Annotated in this window: 16 protein-coding genes; 3 read left to right on the top strand and 13 right to left on the bottom strand. The window is 53.8% G+C overall.

The features are described from left to right. Window positions 1-167: 167 nt before the first annotated feature. The 7 genes from G9Q73_RS19455 to G9Q73_RS04925 are packed head-to-tail and all read right to left on the bottom strand — an operon-like array spanning window position 168 to window position 5,471. Window positions 168-383, bottom strand: a complete 216-nt coding sequence (locus G9Q73_RS19455; protein WP_246345023.1) for a S4 domain-containing protein — start codon at window positions 381-383, stop codon at window positions 168-170. Next, a complete protein-coding gene (scpB, locus tag G9Q73_RS04950; protein ID WP_177418809.1) occupies window positions 376-1,203 on the bottom strand; it encodes an SMC-Scp complex subunit ScpB in 828 nt (275 codons plus the stop codon). Before scpB ends, G9Q73_RS19455 begins: the two co-directional genes overlap by 8 nt. A gap of 14 nt (window positions 1,204-1,217) precedes the next feature. Continuing rightward, complete coding sequence (locus G9Q73_RS04945) at window positions 1,218-2,036, bottom strand: segregation and condensation protein A (RefSeq protein WP_177418808.1); 819 nt, start codon at window positions 2,034-2,036, stop codon at window positions 1,218-1,220. A gap of 14 nt (window positions 2,037-2,050) precedes the next feature. Next, window positions 2,051-3,268: a tryptophan--tRNA ligase gene (locus G9Q73_RS04940; RefSeq protein WP_177418807.1), complete on the bottom strand. Its 1,218-nt coding sequence runs from the start codon at window positions 3,266-3,268 to the stop codon at window positions 2,051-2,053. 2 nt (window positions 3,269-3,270) lie between these two features. Next, entirely contained in the window at window positions 3,271-3,957 is a 687-nt protein-coding gene (locus tag G9Q73_RS04935) for a site-2 protease family protein (RefSeq protein WP_177418806.1), read from the bottom strand. Window positions 3,958-3,964: 7 nt separating this feature from the next. Continuing rightward, complete coding sequence (locus G9Q73_RS04930; protein ID WP_177418805.1) at window positions 3,965-4,588, bottom strand: L-threonylcarbamoyladenylate synthase; 624 nt, start codon at window positions 4,586-4,588, stop codon at window positions 3,965-3,967. Next, entirely contained in the window at window positions 4,557-5,471 is a 915-nt protein-coding gene (locus G9Q73_RS04925) for a PHP domain-containing protein (RefSeq protein ID WP_177418804.1), read from the bottom strand. The genes G9Q73_RS04930 and G9Q73_RS04925 overlap by 32 nt, the downstream gene beginning before the upstream one ends. A gap of 18 nt (window positions 5,472-5,489) precedes the next feature. On the opposite strand from G9Q73_RS04925, the gene G9Q73_RS04920 reads away from it, so the two are divergent. Beyond that, on the top strand, window positions 5,490-6,584 hold the full coding sequence (locus G9Q73_RS04920) for an AraC family transcriptional regulator (protein WP_177418803.1): 1,095 nt from the start codon (window positions 5,490-5,492) through the stop codon (window positions 6,582-6,584). A gap of 94 nt (window positions 6,585-6,678) precedes the next feature. Continuing rightward, window positions 6,679-7,644: a UDP-3-O-acyl-N-acetylglucosamine deacetylase gene (lpxC, locus tag G9Q73_RS04915; RefSeq protein WP_369408836.1), complete on the top strand. Its 966-nt coding sequence runs from the start codon at window positions 6,679-6,681 to the stop codon at window positions 7,642-7,644. Window positions 7,645-7,837: 193 nt separating this feature from the next. On the opposite strand, the gene G9Q73_RS04910 is transcribed toward lpxC, so the two are convergent. Beyond that, a complete protein-coding gene (locus G9Q73_RS04910; protein WP_177418802.1) occupies window positions 7,838-8,194 on the bottom strand; it encodes a DUF1304 domain-containing protein in 357 nt (118 codons plus the stop codon). A 163-nt stretch (window positions 8,195-8,357) separates the two neighbouring features. Between G9Q73_RS04910 and G9Q73_RS04905 the strand changes: the two genes are divergently transcribed. Then, complete coding sequence (locus G9Q73_RS04905) at window positions 8,358-9,419, top strand: HD domain-containing phosphohydrolase (RefSeq protein WP_177418801.1); 1,062 nt, start codon at window positions 8,358-8,360, stop codon at window positions 9,417-9,419. Window positions 9,420-9,492: 73 nt separating this feature from the next. On the opposite strand, the gene G9Q73_RS04900 is transcribed toward G9Q73_RS04905, so the two are convergent. From G9Q73_RS04900 to G9Q73_RS04880, 5 genes are all read right to left on the bottom strand, one after another. Continuing rightward, window positions 9,493-10,650, bottom strand: coding sequence for a response regulator (locus G9Q73_RS04900; protein ID WP_177418800.1), 1,158 nt, complete (start codon window positions 10,648-10,650; stop codon window positions 9,493-9,495). A gap of 243 nt (window positions 10,651-10,893) precedes the next feature. After that, the gene (locus G9Q73_RS04895) at window positions 10,894-11,409 is read right to left on the bottom strand and encodes a hypothetical protein (protein ID WP_177418799.1); all 516 of its coding nucleotides are present in this window, start codon (window positions 11,407-11,409) and stop codon (window positions 10,894-10,896) included. Then, entirely contained in the window at window positions 11,406-13,013 is a 1,608-nt protein-coding gene (locus tag G9Q73_RS04890; protein ID WP_177418798.1) for a sensor histidine kinase, read from the bottom strand. The genes G9Q73_RS04895 and G9Q73_RS04890 overlap by 4 nt, the downstream gene beginning before the upstream one ends. Continuing rightward, a complete protein-coding gene (locus G9Q73_RS04885) occupies window positions 13,006-13,581 on the bottom strand; it encodes a YfiR family protein (RefSeq protein ID WP_177418797.1) in 576 nt (191 codons plus the stop codon). Before G9Q73_RS04885 ends, G9Q73_RS04890 begins: the two co-directional genes overlap by 8 nt. Next, a complete protein-coding gene (locus tag G9Q73_RS04880; protein WP_177418796.1) occupies window positions 13,544-15,553 on the bottom strand; it encodes a TonB-dependent receptor plug domain-containing protein in 2,010 nt (669 codons plus the stop codon). Before G9Q73_RS04880 ends, G9Q73_RS04885 begins: the two co-directional genes overlap by 38 nt. Window positions 15,554-15,567: the final 14 nt, after the last annotated feature.

Here is a 15,567-nt window from a genome sequence, read left to right as displayed (position 1 = left end):
CAGTTCGCCATCCGTGGTCAGCTCAGCAGCAGGCCGGATGAGTTAGTCCAGCCGTCCCACTGGAATCCAGCGGCCATGTTTAAGTCGTAACCCGGGTGTTCAAAACCGTGCGGCATCCCTCCGGATCCTTACGCGTAACCAGTTCCCTTCCGGTTTGTTGTAGACCATCACTTCGTTCGGGAGCTGCCAACCGTTTGCTGGAGACCGGACGTCCATCCGCGATACGGTCGCGGCTTGCACCGCTGCCCAAGCTGTGCTATCTCCCCATTGACCTCGATCCGGCCTGCACTGTTCCAGCCTTCGATCTCACGTCGGGATCCCATGCCGGCATTGGCCAGCACTTTTTGCAGGCGCTCACCTGAATTTATCTTTTTATCACTCATCTAAACGACCGGTTTCAGCCTGATCAATCTGATCAGTCTCCAATTCATCTTCTTCTACATCGACACGGGTATCTTGTGTCTCCGATACCGTCGAATGCTCACTCTTTTGCCCAGACTCATCCTGGAGATCGATACCGTCGGCAGCTTCTGCCGGGATTTCATTCTCGTCCAGTTGATCTGTCTCCATCACCGGTTGAGCATCCACGACTTCGTCTGGCGTCTGCTCAGACTCGGCGGGTGCTTCATCCAGTTTATCGGGGTCCTTCAATTCCAGTTCGCGATTGATGGAATCGAGGTCTCGAATCTCCGCCAGGGTCGGCAACTCACTCAGACCCTTCAGGTTGAAGTAATCGAGAAACTCTTTGGTGGTGGCGTATAGCGCCGGTTTACCCGGCACGTCACGATGGCCCACCACGCGCACCCACTCCCGTTCTGTGAGGGTCTTGACGATGTTGGTGCTGACACTGACGCCACGAATATCCTCGATCTCTCCGCGAGTGATCGGTTGACGGTAGGCGATCAGCGCCAGGGTCTCCAGCAGTGCGCGGGAGTACTTTGGCGGACGCTCATCCCATAGTTTGGAGACCCAGGGAGAGAATTCGCTGCGCACCTGGATACGAAAACCATTGCCGACCTCTCTGATTTCGATGCCACGCCCCTGGTAGTCTTCCGTCAGTTCGGCGAGCACCTCCCGCAGACACTTCTTTTCCGGCTCATCTTCTTTCTCGAACAGGGCCTGTATCTGATCCAGGCTCATGGGTCTGCCTGCCGCCAGCAGCGCAGCCTCGATGATCTGCTTCAGTGTTTCGTTAGACGACATGATGGTTCATTTCCTCAGGATGTCACCGCTTTTATGTGAATTGGGGCAAAGGACCCCGACTGCACCAATTCAACCAGCGAACTCTTGATTAACTCAAGAACTGCCAAAAAAGTGACCACTACGCCCAGCCTGCCCTCGGTGAAATCAAATAGATCGGTAAATTCAGTAAAACTTTCGCCGTTGATCTTTTCCAGCACCAGAGACATCTTCTCCCTGACAGAGAGCGCCTCTTTTTCGACTCGATGGCTGGTAAACATGTCCGCCCGGTGGAGCACATCACGAAAGGCCAACAGTACCTCTTTCAGATCCACATCAGGATCCCTCGTCTCAACATGGCGTTCGACCAGTTCGGCATACCCCTGGAAGTTATCGCGGGTCATGTGCTCCAAGCCATCGAGATCCTCTGCGGCCTGCTTGTAGCGTTCATACTCCTGCAGGCGGCGCACCAGTTCCGCCCGAGGGTCTTCACCTTCGTCGTCCTCACTGACCGGACGCGGCAGCAGCATACGGGATTTGATCTCTGCCAGCATCGCTGCCATCACCAGATATTCCGCGGCCAGTTCAAGCCGCAGATTCTCCATCATCTCGATGTACTGGACATACTGCAGGGTAATCTCAGCGACGGGGATGTCGAGAATATCCAGGTTCTGCCGTTTGATCAGATAGAGCAGCAGATCCAATGGCCCCTCGAAAGCATCGAGAAACACCTCCAGCGCATCCGGCGGGATATAGAGATCCGTCGGCGGCGTTGCCAAAGGTTCACCCTGAACCACGGCGAAGGGCATCTCCTCCTGCTCAGGATGGTGGTGAGGATGCGTTTCTGTGGGTTCCATTTTCGAATGCCGGTTCAGAAGCGATCCAGAAACATTACCTGGCGTACCTCTGCCATGGTCTCTTGCGCCACTTCCCGTGCCCTTTCACAGCCTGCGGTGATAATGTCGTCCACCAATTCCGGCTGAGCCTCGAACGCCTCCGCCCTCGCCTGCATCGGCCTGAGTTCCGCCAGCACCGATTCGATCACCGGCGCCTTACAATCGAGACAGCCGATTCCTGCGGAGCGGCACCCCTCCTGCACCCAGGCCTTTATCTCATCGTTGGAGTAGACCTCATGAAACTGCCAGACCGGACATTTGGCCGGATCGCCAGGATCGGTGCGCCGTACCCGGTTGGTGTCGGTGGGCATGCGTTTGAGCATGGTCTCCAGCTTCTCCGGTCTCTCCCGCAGAGAGATGGTGTTGCCGTAGGACTTGGACATCTTCTGGCCGTCGAGCCCCGGCATCTTGGAGGCCTTGGTCAGCAGTGGTTGAGGCTCCACCAGGATGATCCTACCGCCCCCCTCAAGGAAACCGAACAGCCGTTCCCGGTCACTATCGGTGATGTTCTGTTGGGATTCGAGCAAGTCGCGGGCCGAGGTCAGTGCCTCCAGGTCACCTTGCTCCTGATAGGCGCGACGGAATCGATCAAACGCCTTGGCGCTCTTTTTGCCCATCTTCTTCTTCGCCTGCTCTGCCTTCTGTTCGAAGTCGGCCTCGCGCCCATATATATGGTTGAAGCGGCGCGCCACTTCACGGGTCAGTTCCACATGCGCCACCTGATCCTCGCCCACCGGAACATATCCGGCCTTGTAGATCAGGATATCCGCTGACTGCAGCAGTGGGTAACCGAGAAAACCATAGGTAGCCAGATCCTTCTCTTTCAGCTTCTCCTGCTGATCCTTGTAACTGGGCACCCGCTCCAGCCAGCCCAGCGGGGTAATCATGGAGAGCAGCAGATGCAATTCTGCATGTTCCGGCACATGGGACTGCACGAACAGGGTCGCCTTCTCAGTATCGACACCGGCTGCCAGCCAGTCGATCACCATGTCGCGGACACTCGCTGGAACCACTGAGGGGTCATCATAGTGAGTGGTCAATGCATGCCAGTCGGCAACGAAGAAGAAACACTCATGCTCGTGCTGGAGTTCCACCCAGTTTTTCAGCACGCCGTGGTAGTGGCCCAGATGAAGGCGGCCGGTAGGGCGCATGCCGGAGAGCACGCGCGAGTGCTGTGCGGAGACAGAATTCAAGATCAACTCCTTGCGGGACTGAGGATGACGGGGATCAGTTGAGTCACGATATCTGTTGCCGGCAGGATCGAGATGGTCAAACCGATCAGGGGCCAGAGAATCATCCCCAGCAGACCAGTGGCCAACAGCAGGACGACGATAAACAGGCCATAGGGTTCAAGACGGGAGTAGACCTGCGCCATCTTCGGCGGTAACAGTGAATAGACCACGCGACCACCATCCAGAGGCGGCACCGGCAGCAGGTTCAGCGCCATCAGAATAGCGTTGATAAGGACACCGGCCACCCCCATGTAGATCAATGGACGCGCAACCCATTCAAGTGAATTAAAAATCCATAATCCCAGATAGATTAGCAGCGCCCAGATCAGGGCCATCAGGAAATTTGCTCCCGGCCCGGCCAGGGACACCAGTGCCACATCCCGCCGGGTATTGCGCAGATTGTTCCAGTTGACCGGCACCGGTTTGGCCCAACCAAATATAAATCCGCTAAGCAGATAGACTGCAATCGGCACCACCACTGTACCGACAGGATCGATGTGCCGGAGAGGATTCAGCGTTACCCGCCCGAGCATACGCGCGGTGCCGTCTCCCAGCTTCTCCGCCATCCAGCCGTGGGCGGCTTCATGTACGGTGACGGCAAACAGCAGGGGCAGTGCAAAAATGGAAAGTTTGTATAAGATTTCGTCCATCGGCGGATTATACCTCGAACAGGGAGACATCGCCCTTGCCGGCCCTGGCGATTTCCGGTGTCTCTTCCGTCATCACCACCACAGAGGTGGGTTCGAATCCGCAATAACCGCCATCGATGATCAGATCCACCTCATGATCCAGAATCTGGCGCATCTCATAGGGATCGGTGAGCGGCATCTCGTCACCCGGCAGGATCAGCGTGGTGCTCATGATCGGCTCTCCCAGCTCTTCGAGCATATCCTTGACAATCTGGTTGTCGGGCACGCGGATGCCGATGGTTTTTCTCTTGGCATGCTGCAGCCGGCGGGGTACCTGTTTTGTGGCCTGGTGGATGAAAGTATAGGGACCGGGTGTCAGCGTCTTCAGCAGCCTGAACTCCTGATTACCCACCTTGGCATAGTTGGAGATCTCAGTGAGATCCCGGCACACAAGCGTAAAGTTGTGGCTCTCATCCAACTTGCGAATGCGCCGGATCTTCTCCATCGCCCCCTTATCGCCAATCTGGCAGCCCAAGGCATAACTGGAGTCAGTCGGATAGATCACCAAGCCACCCTGACGGATGATATTTACCGCTTGGCGGATCAAACGCGGCTGGGGGTTATCGGGGTGTATCTGAAAAAACTGCGCCATATCTCTCGTCCGTCAAACTGACATTGCTCGTAATTGGGTTCTCCAACGCGAGGCCCCAATCCCGCCAAACAGGGACACAACCATCGGGAAGCAGCGGTAAGCGTCCCAATGCAATCCAGGGATTGTCCGGGGTGTGGAAATCTGAGCCAGCCGATGCCAGCAGAGCAAAATCCGCAGCATGCCGGGCCATGGTAAAGGCCTCATCCTTGCTGTGGCTGCCGGAGACAACCTCCAGCCCCACGCCCCCAACCTCGACAAAATCCGCCAGCAGACGCCGCAGCTTGGTGCGCGTCATTCTGTATCGAGCCGGATGCGCCACTACCGCCTGCCCACCAGCCTCCCTGATCCAGCCAACCGCCTCACCCAGGGAGGCCCACTGGCCCGCAACATGCCCGGGCTTGCCATTGACCAGAAAATGTTTGAAAACAGCCCGTTCGTCGGAAGCTGCGCCAATCTTTGCCAGATAACGTGCAAAGTGAGTACGACTGATCAGTCTGCCGTTGGAAAAACTGCGCGCCCCTTCGAGTGCATCGGGAATTCCGCTCTTCTCCAGCCGCAGCGATATCTCCTCTGCACGTCGATCCCGCCGCTGGCGCAGGCCTTTCAGACCTTCTTGCAGTACCCCGCAATCGGTGTCGAGATTCAGCGCTACGATGTGGACTGTCTGCCGCTGCCAGGTGACGGAGATTTCAGCCCCCGCAATCAGATGGATATCCAGCCGTGCGGCTGCCTTCACCGCCTCGGCAACACCTTCGGTACTGTCATGATCCGTCAATGCCAATACGCGCACACCGGCATCTGCCGCCATTTGCACCAGGTTGGCAGGCGCCAGAGTGCCGTCTGAGGCTGTAGAGTGATTGTGAAGATCGTATTCGCAAAACATGGGGGCGAATTGTACCCTATGGACAACAAAATAATATCTGGAATATCCAAGTCGCTGATGAAGGCATCGGAAGAACAGAGCACCAACACGACCCTGGTCAGTGCCGCCTCGCTGCTGGCCCAGGCAGTTGTCGCCAGGGGTATCGACCTTGAGGCATTTCTTTCGCAGTTAGGTATCGGACCCGGTGAATATAACGACCCGAATGGGCGAATCTCAGTCCCTTTGATGCAGCGTGCATGGCGGCTGGCTGTGGAATGGTCCGGGGACGAGTGTTTCGGATTGGGACTGGCGGATGTAGTGCAACCTGCCGCGCTACATGGGGTTGGGCTTTCCATGATCTCGAGTAACAGCCTGCGCGAAGCGATCGAACGGGTCGTCTGTTATCAGCGTTTCCTCTCCACTGCATTCAAGATCAGCCTGAATTCAGAGGGTGATCGCTATAGAGTCGACTTCTCCACAGAACGTTTCCGGGCCGCGCCGGATCCCGCGTCCATCGATGGCACCCTGGCTGTGTTTGTGGAGATGTCCCGTATCACGGCCGGTTCCACAGTGCGCCCTATTCACGTCTATCTGCAAAGAAAATCCCCAGCCACATGCGTCAGCCGCTACCGACACTACTTTGGCTGCCCCGTCACATTTTCCAGCGTTAGCAACCAGATCCTGTTTGATCGGGAAACATTCGACCGACCACTGCCCACCGCCAACCCTGATTTGGCAAGAGTAAACGATCAGGTCGTCATCGAATATCTGAAACGCTTTGACCCTCAGACGCTTTCCGCACGGCTCAGGACGCTGATCATCGACGCCCTGCCCGGCGGGACCATCAGTGAAGCGTCGATTGTGCAGCGACTCAATATGAGTCTGCGGAGCCTCCAGCGGCAACTGAAAAATGAACGGACAAGTTACAAAGAGGTACTGGCAGGGACACGTCGGCAGTTGGCACAGGAGTATCTGACAAACAGCGAGCGCCAGATCATCGAAATCGGCTATATGCTGGGCTTCAGTGAACCGAGTAATTTCTCCCGCGCCTTTAAACGCTGGACCGGACAGAGCCCACAGCAGTTCAGGGAAACATCCAGAGAACGGATCCAAATCCATCCCTCACAAATATGATCGAGTGACGCCTTCAGACATGTGATTGGCGGTAAGGGACCAGCTCAGTTTAACCACCTCCTTTAGTGTTGAGCATGACACTAGGAGGTGCGCCGTGAACCATCATATCCAATACCAGAAAACCCTTCGGGAACCTATCAGTTTCGTGGGTATCGGTTTGCATAGCGGCAAAAGAGCCAAGATCACACTTAAACCGAGCATGGACAGCAGTGGAATCTACTTTCTGCGCAAAGATGTTGAAGCTGGCACCGGTTTGATCCCTGCACGTTGGTACAACGTGCAGGCCACAACCATGTCAACGACGCTGATGAATAAACAGGGAACAACCGTCGATACGGTAGAACATCTGATGGCCGCCCTTTTCGGCTGCGGCGTGGATAACGCTTTGGTTGAAGTGGATGGTCCGGAAGTCCCAATCATGGACGGCAGTGCGGCACCTTTCGCTACCACCATCGAGCGTATCGGTACCCGGAAACAGAGTGCGCCCCGGCATGCGATATGGGTACAGCGGCCGATTGAGGTACGCGAGGGTGACAAGTTCGCCATCCTCATGCCACATCCCACGCCCAGGATTACCATTGCCATCGATTTTCCAGGTACTGCGGTCGGCGCGCAGACATTCTCCGTGGAGTTGGTGAATGAAGCGTTCAGAAACGATATCGCAAGAGCAAGGACTTTTGGCTTCGCCCAACAATTGAATGGGCTGCGGAGTCGTGGACTCGCCCTGGGGGGGTCGTTGAACAACGCAATACTGGTGGATGGAGAACGCATCGTCAATGAGGGTGGACTGCGTTACGACAACGAGTTTGTGCGCCACAAAGTGCTCGACGCTTTTGGTGATCTTGCGCTTGCGGGCGTACCGATATTCGGTCACTACTACGCCTACAAACCAGGCCATTCGCTCAATCATGCCTTGATGAAGCAGTTATTCAGTGACCGCTCTGCCTGGTCCTACATTGCCGTCGATGAATTTCAACAGCTATTTGGAGAGCCCATTCATGCAGAACAGGAAAGTGAGGAGGTGTTTTTGAAACAGGAGAATATTCGACAGGTCCTATAGTTGATGGCATCCGTCCGAAAACACTGTTTTTACCACGAAGCGCACGAAGAACATAAAGAAAATATGCCGTTATATCAATCTTTTATCTTCATGCGCCTCGTGTTATTTGTGGTTGGATATGGGTTGTTGGATGGGCGCTGGTTAATGATTGCAAGGCCATCCCTTGATCGGCAGCCTGGAAAATTTGGTGCGCTCAAGTAAGAAATAGAGCAGCGAGGGCCAAAACCGCCGGTAACGCCTGAAACAACAGTATTTTTTGACTTGCTGTTATTCCACCGAAGATTCCAGCAATCACTACGCAACCCAAAAAAAAGATCTTGGTAGAATCCCCTGCCAATCCCAGGCTAAGACCCCACACAAGTCCAGCTGCCAGAAACCCGTTATACAGTCCCTGATTCATTGCGAGAGTCTTTGATACTCTGGCAAATTCCCTAGTATGTCCAAATGTCCTCAGACCAACTGATTTATCCCAAAGGAACATTTCGAGAACAAGGAAAGAAACATGAAGAAAGGCGACAAAACCTACCAAAACATTTGCTATGATTATCAATCTATTTCAACTCGGTTAGTTATCATTAACCAATCACTATTTTCGACAATGTACAAAACATCCATTAAACAAAGCAACAAATTCATATTCGTCAAATCACTCAAACTGCACCCGCAGGGCGAGTAGTAATTGATTACCGTACCAATATGATGATGGGATAAGCATGATCACCAAGTCGGAAATCAAAGCCGGGCAGATTCTGGTAGTTGATGACGAACCACTGAATCTCCTCGTGATGGAAGAGATTTTTGAGAACGCCGGCTACCCAAACGTCCAATCCACTACAGACCCGAAAGAGGCCGTAGCGATTTTCAAGCAGCAACGCTTCGATCTGGTACTGTTGGATCTCAACATGCCGGATATGGACGGGTTCGAGGTAATGTCGCAATTCAGCGAGCTGAAGTACGAACCCCAACCGCCGGTGCTTGTACTCACTGCAATAGGTGATCGGGAGACGCGCTTGCGGGCCCTGCGGGGAGGCGCCAAGGATTTCCTGGTCAAACCGTTCGACAGCGAAGAGGTATTGAGCCGTGCCTACAATCTGCTTGAAGTATCTCTCGCCCATAAACTGGTCACTCACTACAGTTCGACCCTGGAGCGTGCGGTCAGAGCAAAAACCAGAGAGCTATTGGAAACCCAGGCGGAGATCGTCAAACGCCTGGGATATGCTGCTGAGTTCCGTGATACCGAAACGGGAGAACACACTGTTCGTGTTGGACACTACTCCAGGCTGCTTGCCCTACAGATCGGGTTGAGTGCGGAGGAGGCGGAACGGATACTCTATGCAGCGCCAATGCATGATATCGGCAAGATTGGTATTCCAGACAAGATCCTGCTGAAACCGGAAAAGCTGGATGCTGATGAGTGGGATATAATGAAGACACATACCAGCATCGGCGCCAAAATTCTCCGGGGTGGTTCCAACCCGCTCATCGAATGTGCCCGTACCATCGCGCTGACACACCATGAAAAATGGGATGGCAGCGGGTATCCAAAAAGACTGAAAGGTCATCAGATTTCGATCAAAGGCCGTATAGTTGCTGTTGCCGACGTATTCGATGCTCTGACCATGTCTCGACCCTACAAGCCCGCCTGGCCGATTGAGAACGCGATGAAACTGATCAATGAGCAGTCCGGCATCCACTTCGATCCAACCCTGGTCACCGCCTTCAACACCATTCTGGATCAGCTGGTCGATATCCGTGAGCAGCATGCCGATCCATAAGCGCAGGTGGTCATTCTGCCTGTTTTGTCGGCAGCGATAAAACCCTATATCGGCCAGACCCCAGCGTGGCGTTTTATCTGCCAGTTTCAGTGTTTTCCTTCAATGAAGAGTTGAGACGGAGCATGATATTTCCAAACTGCTCATCCAGCTTCAGCCCGGCCTCGTACAAGGCATCAGTCTTGGCTTCTGTGTCAGTGACCATCTCCATGAGCGCCTTCTCCTGCTCTTCTGAAAGACCCAGATGCATGAAGGATCTCTCTATGTCTACCCCCATATCAGAGAGTATCTGGGCATTCTCTATGCGCTGCTGCTTATGTTTGCTGTCGATCCCGGCAAGGCTCTGTTTGGCCATTTCAATGACCTCGGAGAGTTCCTGTTGACGCCTGTAGAGTTTCTGCTCGGTCTCTATGCCCTTGATTCTGGCATCCACACCCTCAATCAGCACCGCAAGGGTGTCCTTCAGACGCCCCACCTTTTCTCCATCATCATGAGGCATACTGCGGATCAGCAGTGATGCCCTCTCACCATTGAAGACGGCTCGGCTGCCAAACTCGAAGATGCGCTGCCCGCCAATCAGGTTTTCCAGCACTGACTGCTCCAAAGGGCGATCCAGCCCATCTTTCGTGATGAAGAGGTGCGCCTGCTGCTGTTTCATTATCAGGCTTCCGGATAACCCATATTCATCCAGAACAGAAAAGACTTGCTGCCCAAGTTCGGTGAAATCCTTGCTGGTAAAACTGTTCTGGAAAAACCTTAAAATCACCCCGAACTCTGCGGCACTGCTCATGGCCATCATCGCCATCTGCATGGCATCCTGAGAAGAGTTGCGCAGACTATTCTTCAGCTCGTTGTTTTTTAGTGCAATGCAAATTTTGGCTTTAAGCTCATCTTCATCAAATGGCTTGGTAATGTAGTCATCAGCGCCTGCTTCATACCCTGCCAGGCGTTCTTCGGATGATGCCAGAGCCGATACAAAAATGATCGGGATTTCGCTGCAGCCAGGGTCTTGACGGAGTCGGCGGCAGGTTTCCAACCCGTTCAGTACCGGCATGTTGACATCCATGATGATCAAGTCGGGCTTGCGGGTTGACACGGCTTCGATGCAAGCCTGGCCATTTTCTACGGATATCAGTTCAAATTCATTGGACAGAAGCTCTTCGAGAATGACTTGGTTAAGGGGTTCATCGTCAACACCAAGAATCAGGGGTTGGGTCTTTATTTGCTCTTCCATTTTTTATGTTCCCATAACTTTTGGATCCTCTGATTAATTGCCATCTCCATCCTTAGGTTTGTAAACGCGATATCCGTGTAGCACTGCTTGAGCATAGCGAGAACTGTTAACCCTCGTAACCTATTGATAGCAGGGTGGTTTGAGATCTCTCCCTGCGGTCTGGATGACAGTAACTCAATTAATCAGGGGTTCCTTGGTTTTAAATTCTGAATGCAAGAATTATCGGCATCTCACGATTTTCCTTTAATCAGTTCCCAGATTTTCCCGGTTGTCGGACGCAGGTATCAGAAACTGAAAAAAGGCCCACGGCAGTTGATAGAGATTCATTGTAGCCAAGGCGCCGGCGCATATTCCCAGGCCGATCACAATCGCAGTCATACCCTCCAGCGAGAGTTCGGTAACGAGCACAATTAGGCAGAGCATCACGCCAATCAGCAGTACCGTTCCCAGGGTCCATAAAACGTATCGAAGCCTTAGCCCATCGATGTTTTTATCAGTGGCCTGAGCGAGCCGGCGACCATAGATAAACCTGACCGAGCTGACCAGGAGCAGGCTGAAAACCACCAGGCTTAAAAGATCCATTTTGACGTACAGTTCTGGGTTACCCAGTACAAGAATGCCGAGAATCACTGGATAGGCCAACGCGATGACACCTGAGCGCCGACCAAGGTCAATACTGCCCGCTTGATCAACCTGTCGCTGCTGCTCCTTGCTCAGGGAGATCAGTTCAGAGTGAGGTTGAAATAGTCGCATGCTCACTGTGCTCTGTTTTCCTCTGTAGGATAGATGAGGGGAGTGACCGGGATCAGAAAGTGGAACTGCGCCCCCTGTTCCAAGTTGTTTTCAGCCCAGATCCGTCCTGCATGCGCCTCAATGATCTCTTTGCTGATCGCCAACCCCAGGCCGGTGCCTCCAGCCCCGGTGCGGGTCTTGCTGCTCTGGATGAATTTATCGAAGATAGTATCCAATTCTGCTTCCGGGATGCCAACGCCCCGATCAAGAACGTTCAGCTGCAGCCCAGGTATCTCATGGCCGTTAATCTCCAGAATCTCCTGACTGATAGAGATCAGGATATGTCCCCCGGTAGCAGTGAACTTGATGGCATTGGAGAGCAGGTTGGTTATCACCTGGCCGATGCGCAGGGCATCGAACTTTCCCAGGGTATCTGTTTCCGAGGGCAGGAGTTCACACAACACGCCTTGATCTGCAATGTGTCCCCGCAGCTCGTGAATGGTATCTTCTGCCACACTCTTTAAATCATGCAGCCGATATTCCAGTGTCATGCGTCCCGCTTCCAGCTTGGACAGATCCAGCAGGTCGTTGAGCAGTATCAGTAGCCGGTTGCCACTTGTCTGAATATGGGTAAAGTACTCGATCAGTTTTTGCCGCTCTGCGGTTTCTCCTTTTTTCAGACCGAATGAAGAGAAACTGAGAATGGCATGCATCGGGGTGCGCAGTTCATGAGACATATTGGCCAGAAATATGGACTTGGCCTGATTGGCGAATTCAGCTTGTTCCAGCGTTTCCGTCAGTTCTTGAGTACGCCGTTCCACCTCCTGTGCGAGGTGTTTTCGGTGCCCTTCAAGTTCGGTTTCCCGCTGCTGAATCTCATCGATCATCCGGTTGAAGCTATGCGTGAGCTTGCCAAATTCATCGTTACCTGCAGCGACGATACGGATGCCGAAGTCTCTTTTGTGAGATATCTCCCTGATAGTTTCGAGCAGATTCTGTAGCGGTGCAGAAAAGAGCTTTTGCAGCCATGAGGCCAGCAGGATGACCACCAGGAAGGTTATTGCGGCAACCGTGGCCAGACTGGCCAGATACTCGCTCATATGATCGATGATTCTCGAAGGCCGGTAGATGATGTGAAGCTCTCCGATCAAGTTTTCATGCAATACAACGGGCACGGAGAAATGCCAATGGTTGTGTGACCGGGCTCCTGGCAGGACATCCTGTGGATCGGGTATCTCCACATCATCCTCCTGGTTCGTTTCATGTCGAGCCAGGGAGTCGTGCACCCACTCTGTATCGATACCACCTGGATTGAAAGCGGCAAAGACCCCACTCTTCGGGAGTATGAGAAGCGCTGCCTCGATCTCTGAGCGGATGGAAAGCGAGCCCAAGGTTGATATCGCAGTCTCCCTGTCATTGAACGCCAGGGCCGCAGCGCTGTTCCAGGCAATCACACTGGCCAGTTCGGTCAACTCTTCGCGGGATTTCTGCTGTTCACGATGCCATTCGCCGATGCCGATAGCTGTTGATGAGAGCAGCAGCGTAACAGCCGCGACAATCCCCATCACCAGGATCAACTTGGTGTGGATCGAAGTATCACGCCAACGCTGGATCGCCCAGATTCTACTCATTCCGGTTCTCCACAATGGTTGCCAATCTCAGCAATCTGGAGTTGAGCTTCATACCCGCTTGGCGGACAGCATTGAGATTTACCTTAAGTTTTACCTTTTGTGCCATTGTGATCAGACTGATCATGCCGCCGGTTTCCACGAACTCATCTGTCTCTCCGATGGTCAATATGGGTTGCCCCTCAACGCGCCTGAAGATGTGGGATAGCTTGTGTTGTTCTGTGCGGCTGACAAAAAGCAGATCACAACCTGCAAATTTCATTTCAGTGTCCACCGTTCTTATTCGGAAACGACGTTTGCCAACGGCTCTCCCATCAAGACCGGCAAGACCCCCCCTCACCCTGTCGTTGGTCACAACACATAGATCCAGTGTGCCCGATGACTCGGAAAGTGCCCGTTCGGGCCAGTGAGTAAATCCGGGAAGGTTGAAGATCATGGCCGCTTTGACGGCGTATTCATCAGAGGTGTCGGAACCGGCGATGGCAAAATCGCCTGTGAATGTCATGAGAAACAACAACAGGGAAATCAATCCTCTATCTCTTGCGCGCTTTTGCAGGGTGGGCTGTTTCATCAGTCGAACTGGTAACCCCCAGTTTCAACCAAACACTGGGTTCAACCTCAACAGGTTGGGCGACGGCGAAAGGATAGTCCCACTCCACTGCCGAATTGAACAGATTCTTGAATCCAAGTGAGAGGCTGCCTTGAGGCGAGAAGTGGTGATTCAGACTACCATCCAGACGAAAATGGTCATCGGTCTGGCCAGTAGGAGTATAGAGGGTGGCGGCTTGAGTGCTGTGTCCCGCCTCATACAGCAGGAACAGGGAGAGGTCCGTTTTTTCACTGAAGCGGTAACGGCTGTTGAGCGTGACCTTGTACTCCGGCGCGTACTGCTCGTTGATCTCCCCCCGATAGCGACCATCCTGAACATCGGACTCTTTGTGAAACCAGGTCAAGCCGAGATCAGTATGTAACGCCTGGGTGACGTCCCAACCCAACAGCAGCTCAACCCCCCACAACCGGCTCTCGATGTGGTTGGTATAGGTCTGGTTGAAGCGGGTGAACGGCCCGACGGGTTCGACGGTTATCGCCAACGGGTCAACGAAGGCTTCATCACGGACCTGCCCGTAGAAAGCGCTCAGGTCGAGCGTTCCGTTCCCGGCAAAGCGATTGCGCAGGCCGATTTCGAGGCTTCGGTTACGCTCCGGCTGTAGATCCGGATTACCAATCTGATAGAAGAGACTGAATCCCGCAGCCCCTGCAAATGCCTCGAAATCGGTCTGAGCATAAGAGGGCAACTGCCAGGATTGATTCGCGCTGCCCCAGACCACTGTCTGTTCCGAGAGTTGGTGTGACAACCGCAGACTGTAGGACCAGACTCCATCGTCGTCGGCAAGCAGGCTGAACCGCTCATGGCGTAGCCCGAGATTGAGCGTCATCTGCTGGCTGATTCGGCTTTCGTGGTCGATGGTCAGACTGACCAATGAGTCGCTGATTCTCTCGTCACTCTGGTTGACAAAGGGTTGTGGCCCCATTTCTGAGACGTAGCGACGATAGTTGATACCGAATTGAGTTTGCTGCCACAGGGTGTGTCTAAGCAGATAGCTCGCCTCCAGATCGTAGGTTTTTTGCCGTACATCCTGTGTGCTGGACACAGCCACATCTGTTCCAAAGTCGTAGACAAAGGCCTTGAGAAAGAGCGTGTCTTCCCCGAAATCGCGTAAAATGGAGAGCGTGGCGCTGTAGCTGTGGCTTCCTGCATCCTCAAGGGTACCGGTATAGAGACTCTCCACATCGGATGTGCGCTTCTCAAGCAGCCGCCCGGAAAGAACGGCATGCCATTCGGAGAGATCCTTTTCGTAGTGTGCAGAGAGGTAGCCATTACGGTAAGAAGAGGGGTCATCTGACCAGCCACTACCCCGTTCCAGATGTGCGTTGAGCTTCAATCCGTCGTTTGATACCGTGCCGTGAGTGCGCAGCAGACCGTTATTGCCCACAACACCGCTCACCTGCTTACCTGGATCTGTAGCGGCGGTTCGGGTGATGATATTGACCACGCCACTCGATGAGTTGGTCCCCCAGGCGGTGCCTCCATCGCCCCGGATCACTTCGATCCGCTCAATCTCCTCCACAGCCACCGGCAGCGCAGACCAGAAGGCGTTGCTGGTGACTGGCAGATAGAAGGGATTGCCATCGATGAGTACCAGCAGACTGGTGTTGAAGACCTGCACATCGTTGCGCACCGAAACGGCAGTGAAATCACTTGACAGTTGCTTTACGAAAACGCCGGGAACCCGCGCCAGCAGATCGGGTATGGTCAGCGCCCCCGAACGCTTGATCTCTTTCCTGTTGAGAATATAGCTCGCCGCCGGCAGTTGGAAATGTGACTGAGGCCGCTTGTTCAGAGTGGAGACCTCAATCGCCAACAACTGCTCCAGATTCAGTGCAAACAGATCCATCTCCGAGCCGGACGCTGTTGTCTGTCCCGTGCAGAAAAAGGGAGATAGCATAATCAAGGTGAGAAACTGAAGTCTCTGTTTTTGCATCAATGTCTTACACT

Source organism: endosymbiont of Lamellibrachia barhami (genome assembly GCF_011947365.2).
Lineage (GTDB): Bacteria > Pseudomonadota > Gammaproteobacteria > Chromatiales > Chromatiaceae > QGON01.
Note: the sequence above shows the minus strand (reverse complement) of the source record. Positions and strands in the feature narration are given on the sequence as shown.

What these genes read in the sequence shown, in the direction of transcription:
- G9Q73_RS19455 (WP_246345023.1), bottom strand. Translation starts at nt 383, where the DNA reads ATGAGTGATAAAAAGATAAATTCAGGTGAGCGCCTGCAAAAAGTGCTG.
- scpB (WP_177418809.1), bottom strand. Translation starts at nt 1,203, where the DNA reads ATGTCGTCTAACGAAACACTGAAGCAGATCATCGAGGCTGCGCTGCTG.
- G9Q73_RS04945 (WP_177418808.1), bottom strand. Translation starts at nt 2,036, where the DNA reads ATGGAACCCACAGAAACGCATCCTCACCACCATCCTGAGCAGGAGGAG.
- G9Q73_RS04935 (WP_177418806.1), bottom strand. Translation starts at nt 3,957, where the DNA reads ATGGACGAAATCTTATACAAACTTTCCATTTTTGCACTGCCCCTGCTG.
- G9Q73_RS04930 (WP_177418805.1), bottom strand. Translation starts at nt 4,588, where the DNA reads ATGGCGCAGTTTTTTCAGATACACCCCGATAACCCCCAGCCGCGTTTG.
- G9Q73_RS04925 (WP_177418804.1), bottom strand. Translation starts at nt 5,471, where the DNA reads ATGTTTTGCGAATACGATCTTCACAATCACTCTACAGCCTCAGACGGC.
- G9Q73_RS04920 (WP_177418803.1), top strand. Translation starts at nt 5,490, where the DNA reads ATGGACAACAAAATAATATCTGGAATATCCAAGTCGCTGATGAAGGCA.
- G9Q73_RS04905 (WP_177418801.1), top strand. Translation starts at nt 8,358, where the DNA reads ATGATCACCAAGTCGGAAATCAAAGCCGGGCAGATTCTGGTAGTTGAT.
- G9Q73_RS04900 (WP_177418800.1), bottom strand. Translation starts at nt 10,650, where the DNA reads ATGGAAGAGCAAATAAAGACCCAACCCCTGATTCTTGGTGTTGACGAT.
- G9Q73_RS04890 (WP_177418798.1), bottom strand. Translation starts at nt 13,013, where the DNA reads ATGAGTAGAATCTGGGCGATCCAGCGTTGGCGTGATACTTCGATCCAC.
- G9Q73_RS04885 (WP_177418797.1), bottom strand. Translation starts at nt 13,581, where the DNA reads ATGAAACAGCCCACCCTGCAAAAGCGCGCAAGAGATAGAGGATTGATT.
- G9Q73_RS04880 (WP_177418796.1), bottom strand. Translation starts at nt 15,553, where the DNA reads ATGCAAAAACAGAGACTTCAGTTTCTCACCTTGATTATGCTATCTCCC.